The organism is Paracoccus sp. S4493 (assembly GCF_000967735.1).
Taxonomy (GTDB): domain Bacteria; phylum Pseudomonadota; class Alphaproteobacteria; order Rhodobacterales; family Rhodobacteraceae; genus Paracoccus; species Paracoccus marcusii.
Genome location: NZ_JXYF01000166.1, coordinates 1 through 7,267, shown reverse-complemented (window position 1 = coordinate 7,267; position 7,267 = coordinate 1). Strand labels below are relative to the sequence as shown.

6 protein-coding genes are annotated in these 7,267 nt (G+C 62.2%); all 6 read left to right on the top strand.

The features are described from left to right. A partial coding sequence (mobQ, locus tag TW83_RS21890) for a MobQ family relaxase (RefSeq protein WP_239441398.1) occupies positions 1-1,194 on the top strand: 1,194 nt, incomplete at its 5' end. A gap of 99 nt (positions 1,195-1,293) precedes the next feature. Next, positions 1,294-1,752 carry a GNAT family N-acetyltransferase gene (locus tag TW83_RS20025; RefSeq protein WP_084693982.1) on the top strand — a complete coding sequence of 153 codons (459 nt, stop codon included), beginning with the start codon at positions 1,294-1,296 and terminating at the stop codon, positions 1,750-1,752. Positions 1,753-2,211: 459 nt separating this feature from the next. Next, on the top strand, positions 2,212-3,051 hold the full coding sequence (locus tag TW83_RS15785) for a hypothetical protein (RefSeq protein WP_045983737.1): 840 nt from the start codon (positions 2,212-2,214) through the stop codon (positions 3,049-3,051). 18 nt (positions 3,052-3,069) lie between these two features. Continuing rightward, positions 3,070-3,846 (top strand): SagB family peptide dehydrogenase, encoded by a 777-nt coding sequence (locus TW83_RS19595; RefSeq protein ID WP_064503580.1) that lies wholly within the window; start codon positions 3,070-3,072, stop codon positions 3,844-3,846. Continuing rightward, positions 3,843-4,970 carry a YcaO-like family protein gene (locus TW83_RS15775; protein ID WP_162198068.1) on the top strand — a complete coding sequence of 376 codons (1,128 nt, stop codon included), beginning with the start codon at positions 3,843-3,845 and terminating at the stop codon, positions 4,968-4,970. Before TW83_RS19595 ends, TW83_RS15775 begins: the two co-directional genes overlap by 4 nt. Continuing rightward, entirely contained in the window at positions 4,967-6,634 is a 1,668-nt protein-coding gene (locus TW83_RS15770; RefSeq protein ID WP_084697594.1) for an ABC transporter ATP-binding protein, read from the top strand. Before TW83_RS15775 ends, TW83_RS15770 begins: the two co-directional genes overlap by 4 nt. Positions 6,635-7,267: the final 633 nt, after the last annotated feature.

Genomic DNA, 7,267 nt, shown 5'->3' with positions numbered 1-7,267 from the left:
TGCGCATCCTTTCGAAACCAGGCCAAGGGGGCGATCATGGCGATTTATCATTTTGACGCCTCGGTGATCTCCCGCAGCAAGGGTCGGTCCGCGACCGCCGCAAGCGCCTATCGTGCCGCCGAGCGGATCGTGGATCGTCGCACCGGTGAGGTGCACGACTACACCCGCAAGCACGGTGTCGCGCACAGCGAGATCCTCGCCCCCGAACATGCGCCTGACTGGGCGCGGGATCGCTCTGCGCTATGGAACGCGGTGGAGCAGATCGAGCGCCGCAAGGACGCGCAGGTCAGCCGCGAGGTGCGTGTGGCCCTGCCGTCCGAGCTGACGCCTGAGCAGAACCGCGATCTGGTGCGCGGGTTTGTTCAGGCGGAATTCGTCTCCCGGGGGATGGTCGCTGACATCGCCCTTCACGCTCCGGGGCGCGAGGGCGACCAGCGGAACCACCATGCACATATCATGCTGACCACCCGCGAGATCGGCCCCGAGGGGTTCGGGGCCAAGAACCGCGACTGGAACGCCAAGGAGCTGCTGGTGGACTGGCGGTCATCCTGGGCCGAGCACGTCAACCAGACGCTGGAGCGCTGCAACGTCCATGAGCGGGTCGATCACCGCACCCTGGAGGCGCAGCGCGCGGAGGCGCTTGAGCGGGCTCACGCGGCCGAGCGCCGTGGCGACGAGCGAACCCACGTCGCGGAGATGGCGCGGGCGGTGGAGCTGGACCGCCCGCCCCTGCCTGATGTGGGTGCGCGGGGCTGGAGCATGATGCGGCGCGGGATCGCCACGCCGGCCTCCGATCGCTGGCAGAAGGTGCGCGAGATTGGCCTTCAGGTCCGCGAGGTTGCCCGTGAGTTCCGGACGCAGGCCCGCGACTGGCTGGAGCGGACCCTGGACCGGGTGCAGGAGCGCGCGGCGTCGCTTGGCCTCACCCGCGCCCCGGAGACGGCGCTGGAGCGACTTCAGGCCGCCCGTGCATCGCGTGGGGCCGTGGATACCCCGCAAACCGCCCTTGAGCGTCTACAGGCCGCGCGGGCGGGGCGTGGCGAGGATCACGGCGAGGAGGTCGCGCGCAACGTCGATCGCGCAGGGCATGCCCTCACCCAGCAGGACCGGGAGCGGGAGCGCGTGCTGGAGCAGGAGCGGGTCTTGGAACTCCAGCGGATCGCTGAGCGCAAAGGGCCAGAGCACAGTCTGTGAAAAGGCGCATGTCCGCATGACGAGCCTTTAAGCAACCTTGATTTACAGGTGCTGACAGTGCAGCGAGCTCTGCCAGCGTGTTCAGATTGGATTTCATAGATGAGCAATATTATTTCACGCCCCTTCATGCCTGCGGATCGTCCTGCTTGCCTTTCAATCTTTGACAGCAACGTTCCGTTCTTTTTTGCGTCTGAGGAGCGTGAGGAGTTTAACGATCATCTGAAAAATTATAACGTAATTTCTGCGCCTTACATCATTCTTGTACGGGATTATGCCGTGGTCGCCTGTGGAGGGCTAACGATAGATATCACGCGCCAGAGGGCATCCCTGTCATGGGGTATGGTTGATGGGGCATCACATGGGCAAGGGTTGGGAAGCATACTAACACAAGCCAGACTCACGCTGGCACGGTCGATACCTGGTCTTGCCGAAATCAAGCTATCTACCAGCCAACACACCCAGGGCTTCTATGAAGGGTTTGGTTTTGCATGCTCCACTATCACGCCAAACGGGTTCCGCACTGGACTAGATCGTTGGGACATGACGCTGAAGCTTTGAAGCTGTCATAATAAACGGCGGCTTGGTCCCAAATAGCGGACTCCAGGTTAACAATGCAGGTGGGTAAGTTTTAGATGATCGTCACCCGCACAAGCGGGTCGCCTTCGCATGACGATTTGTACCCTCCAATTCTATAGGAGTGATCTGCCGCACGTCACCGCTTATCTTTTTTCTAGGTCGTGAAAGGCCTGAAGTGAAGGTGCAATTGCACCGCAAACCTAAGGAGAATTTCGATGTCCAACGCATTTGGCAAGCAGCTCACCCGCACCCCGAAGCCGGCGACAGCTACGCGTTTTAATCAGTCGCCCAGCAACTGTGCGAGCTGCACCAACTCTGGCGCATCCCCGATCGGCTAATCGGCGCAGCCGAAACGGCCCCGCCCGATTGGAGCGGGGCCGTCTGTCTCGGTGCTGTCTGCGGGCGGCCCAGCAGATTTAGCCACAGGGGAGAACGGAGACGATGACCCTCTACAGCATTGCCCCCTTCGCGCTAACCGACATGCCGGATGACGGCGTCGCGATTCATGCGCCGAACGGGCTCTTCACGATCGAGGACCGCGGGGCGGCCGATGCGCTGCGCGCGCTCTCGCTGCACAGCCAAATAGACCATGAGACTCTCGTGGAGACCCTCGGCGGCTGTAGCGACGCTCCGGCATTAGAGAATTTTTTGAAGCAGGGGCTTGGCCTGATCCACGAGGTACGCCCGGCGGCTTGCGCCGTGCACTTGGCCGGCGACCCTGAGGATATTGAGCCGCTGCGCTCCATGTTTCTGTCCGAGACGCTCGCCAGTCCCAGCGAGGAGAGGGAGCCGGGCCTCCTGCGGATCGAGGCGATCAACCGGCCGAACCTTTCCGACTCACTTGCCGCGGCCCGCGCGGCGCTTCGCCCGGGACAGATCCTTGTCACCCTCTTTCCTTTCGGCCCTGAGACGGTCGTTACGCCGCCGTGGCGTCCGGGCCTCGGTATTGCCTGCCCTTGCTGCTGCATGGATTTCCTCGAAGAGGCGCGCTTCCAAGGTGGCCGGCGGGGCGAACTCTCCCTCGGTGACGCCTTGGCGGCGCTTCAGGCGGAGGGCTGTGATGGGCGGCCCTTCCGGCGGCTGGCATCGCGCGACCTCGCCTATGCTGGACGAATTGCCGCGGCGCGCTCCGAAACCGTTCTTGGCATCCGGCGCGGTTGGGACGACTGGGACGACGTGCGCAGCCTGCTGAGGATCTCGCACGGGATGCCGAATATCACTCGCGCCCGCGTGCCTCTTTCGCCTGCCTGCGACTGTCTGCACCACGCTCCCGGGAATTGACCGACGAAAGGCTGACCCATGCAGACTCTTGCCCTGTCTCGCGCAAGCGACACGATAGACCCCAGCACTTGGCATCAGCTCCGTGCTCTGCACGCCGCAGGCAACAATGTCACCCCTGAGTTCGGCGCTGTTAGCCCGAACTACACTGGCCTAACCAATACTGATCTCGCGCGGATGGAAGCAGCTGAGTATCCCTTCTCTGGGACGGTGCAATCTGTCATGTCGGAGACGTTTCACGATCGTGCCGCTTCCGCCAAGCATTTCGATCCCGCCCGGCCGGTGTCAGTGACACTATTCATGGATTTGTTGGCACGTAGCTTCGGCAATGCCGGGTTGGGCAGTAGGCGCCGGCCCTATCCTAGCGGCGGAGCGCTATATTCCTGCCAGGTCTGTCTCTGGGCGCGCAACGTCGAGGGTCTGGCCCCTGGTAGCTACCACTACCTGCCGCACAGCCGTCGGCTTGAGCGACTAGAGGCGGCGGCGCCGGAGAGCGTCCTCAACGCGCTCGGCATCGCGACGGATAATACGGCACTCCCACGCATGGCGGATTGTGCCTTCGCACTGCTTTATTGCGCGCTCATGCAGGTGCCAGTGGCAAAATACGGCGTGCGCGGCTACCGGCTGGCGCTGCTCGAGGCCGGCTCTATGTACCAGCAGATGGGCCAGGAGATGCAAAACGCGGGTCTTGCAGGACGTGTTTGGGGCGGTTTCGAGGATGACCGCCTCGCCATGGCGTTGGGGGTGGATCCGCGCGTCGCATGGCCCCTAGTGGTGCAATTCGGAGGCCACGCATGATCCTGCAATCGGACATCTCCCGCCGCGTCATCGACCTTTCCCCCCGCCTCGGAGCCCCTTCGCTAGCGCGCTGCCTTGTTGGCTCCGGCAGGGTCAGTTGTGCAACTGGGCGCGCCCGTTCGGTTCACACCCGCGCACTTGGTGAGGCCTGCGAACGCAGCTTCTCCTTCTCTCCGCCATGCATCGTGGGCAGGCGACGGTTAGATACACTTCCGGAAGACCTACGCGACTGGTTCGAGGTTCTCCTTGAGGGCGCCGGGCCGGACACCTGCTTCGACATGGTTACGGTGGAAGACATCTCAGGCGAGCGCCGCTGCCAGATGCCTGCGCTTCTCGCGACGCTAGCCGCCCACTGCGACGATGCCGCCCTGCCGTACCGCGACAGCTCCGGGACAGCGGTGCACGTCAGTCGCCCGCGGGCGCTGTATGCGGCCGTCCTCGAGTTTGCCGAGCGCCAGTCGCTCACCGCCTTCTGGTACTTTGGCCACGGCCACCGCCACTGGCGGTTGCATGATGGCCTGCTAGGCCTCAATGACGAGACCCGCGCGACTTTCGCCGTTCTGGAAACCTGGGGCGAGGTAGAGCTGGCAGAAATCTCGCTTTTCAGTGACGTTTCGGTGATCCTCGCAGTACTGCGAGGCCGGCGTGCTCCGGTCCGCTTCGGTGCAGGCGGCGCGGGCGCAGGCACCCAGTCCCAAGCTATCGCCAAGGCGGTACAAGAACTTTATCAAGCGGTGGTCCTGACCGAACAGCTTTCTTGTGAGCGCGCGGGGCAGTCCACGGGTGCTGAAGAGGATCCGCAGGGAGGGTATACTAGCGGTGAGGATGCGCTAACTACCGGTTACATGACCTTCAACACCGAGCAAGGCGCTGCCGAGGTCTGTGACGCCATGGCTGCTGCGCGACCTCTGGTCCGTCCAGCGGAGCTCTGCGCACGGCCCCTGCTGCACCATACAGACGTGCTGCGCACCGATGCTTCTGGCCCAGCCTTACACTTATCGGTACTGCACGGAGTTGAGGCCTTTCCAGGCATGATCCTCGTAGGAAGCCCGGCAGAGGCTCTGGCAGCTGTTCGCTACGGCTTGCCCGAACCAATCCGATCCGGGAGTGTTCCATTCGCATGACAGGTGGTACGCGACCTCGTTCCCTCATCGTCGAGGCAATGCGCGCCCTCCCGGCCCCGGTCTGGCGGCTGTTTGCGCTCTCGAGCCTGCTCTTCGTGCTGCTTGTGGCGCTGCGGTTGCTGCCGGCGGTTGTGCTTGCCGTACTTACTTCCCAGTTGCTAACCGGAGCAGAGACTTGGCCACTTACCGCCGCGCTCTATGCTGGGCTATTTTTTGCAAGGCGCATCCTCGAAGAGGCCCGCTTCGCCAGCTATGTCGTCTTTGAGCAGATGGTGCAGAAGGCGCTGTCGTTAAAGGTGCTGGACCTCTTCTACCGCATCCGCTTCGCTGACGCTTCCGCACGCAATGCCAGTGAGTTGGGGATCATCGTAGATAGGGGCCTCGGTGGCATCCGGGCAGTGATGTTCAACGGCCTGTTTTCCATCGCACCGCTAATCCTCGAAGCAATAGTGGTAACGGTGATCCTGGGAGTGCGCCTCTCTTGGGGAATCGGCGGGTTGGTGCTGGCTCTGCTCGCAGTCTTCCTGCTGGTGACCTACCGCATCTCCGGCGAGGTTCAGCGCCGCCAACAGACTTGGTTTGCCACCGCTACACGAAATTACGGTATCCTCACCGAAAGCCTGCGCAGCTTTGAAGCAATTCGCGCCTTCCGCGCCCAAGGATGGGTGCAGGACCGTTACGCCGAGGCGGCCGATACCTTTGTCGCTCAAGTGCGCCGCTCGATCTGGCCCAATCTTTGGCTTGGCCTCTGGCAGGGACTTTTGCTCTTCGCCCTTATGGGGGTAACGAGCCTTGTGATTCTCGCCCAAGGAACTGGACCAGGTGCGGTCGAAAGCCTAGTGCTAGTCAACGGGCTGCTTCTTCAGATATCCACGCCGCTGCTGCAGTTCTCTGCCGCCTACAGGGCCTTCATGCAGGGTCTTTCTGGGGCAGGGCAATTGCTCGAAGTGATGAATCTACCCATTTCAGACGCGAAGGTCGCCCACGTGTTCCACGACACACCAGTACTGCGTATTAAGAAACTGCCGCTGAAGGCGGGAGAGCGGGTGCTGCTGGAAATTGAGGATGCCGAGATTCCCATGCGCGGTCTCACCGCTCTGATGGGAGGCTCCGGTACCGGAAAATCGCTGCTCGCCAAAACCCTTGCAGGCTTGCGTGAGCACGAGGGGCTCATCCTCAGCCCGATACCAAGCGCGGATATATATCTGGTGAATCAATCTGTCGAGATGTTCGACATGCCACTGGCTCAGAACGTGGCACTCGCCGCTGAGGTGGATACTAATAGGCTGCGGCACAGCCTGTTGCGCGCCGGCTTCACAAAGGCAGAAATCACGAATTTAAGTGATCGCCCCCTCGGGGAGAGCGGGCGCAGCATCTCGGGCGGGCAGCGCAAGCGCATCGGTTTTGCGCGGCTGCTCTACCACAACGCACGCTTCATCATTGTCGACGAGCCCACCTCCGAGCTTGACCGTGACACCGCTCAGACTGTTATTGCTACGCTGCGGGACATCGCACATAGTGTGCCGGTTCTAGTCATTACCCATGACAAGACCCTGCGTGCCGCTGCCGACCAAGCCTTTCGCATCTGCGACGGAACGCTAGTGTCGGAAACGGAATCCGCTTCGGGAGAGCGCTATGCAATCCGTGCTGTTCCGGGGGAGTAGCGAAGCGCCTTTTAAGGGCCCGATGTTCCGCCTACGCAAGCGCGCCTTCTCCGAGCGCCGACAGTGGCGCGTATGCTGCCGCGGAGATTATGAGACCGACCGGTTCGATGCCCTTAACCCGCTCTACCTATGCGTTGTTGATCGCAGTACGCTCATCGGCTCGCTGCGGATCCTGCCGACCACCGGACCCTATATGTTGCGTGATGTTTTCCCGCAGCTCTTGGGCGGAGCAACGGCGCCGAGCGATCCATGCATCATGGAGATTTCCCGCCTCTGCGTAGACCGCGAGGGTGCGCGCCATCTTGGACCATCGGGAAGACGCGAGGTGACACAGATTCTACTGTCAAGCCTGTTCCGAGCGATGTGGGGACAAGGGATACACACGCTACTTGGGGTCTACGACCTGCAGGTGGGGCGCGTTCTCTCACGGGTCGGCTGCCGCCCCAAAGCCATCGGACCGATTTGCACCATGGACCGCGGGCTGCGCACCGTTGCGGGGCAATTCACGGTGGATGAAGACGCCATCATGCGCCTCGAATCATGTTTGGAGACGGGAACTCCTAGGGTCAGGATTCATAACCAATAGATGACGAGAGCCGCCAGCGCGATGGCGGAGAGGAACACCTTCGGGCA

Excerpts from the sequence above, each read along its gene's own strand:
- TW83_RS20025 (WP_084693982.1), top strand. The coding sequence starts at position 1,294 with ATGAGCAATATTATTTCACGCCCCTTCATGCCTGCGGATCGTCCTGCT.
- TW83_RS15785 (WP_045983737.1), top strand. The coding sequence starts at position 2,212 with ATGACCCTCTACAGCATTGCCCCCTTCGCGCTAACCGACATGCCGGAT.
- TW83_RS19595 (WP_064503580.1), top strand. The coding sequence starts at position 3,070 with ATGCAGACTCTTGCCCTGTCTCGCGCAAGCGACACGATAGACCCCAGC.
- TW83_RS15775 (WP_162198068.1), top strand. The coding sequence starts at position 3,843 with ATGATCCTGCAATCGGACATCTCCCGCCGCGTCATCGACCTTTCCCCC.
- TW83_RS15770 (WP_084697594.1), top strand. The coding sequence starts at position 4,967 with ATGACAGGTGGTACGCGACCTCGTTCCCTCATCGTCGAGGCAATGCGC.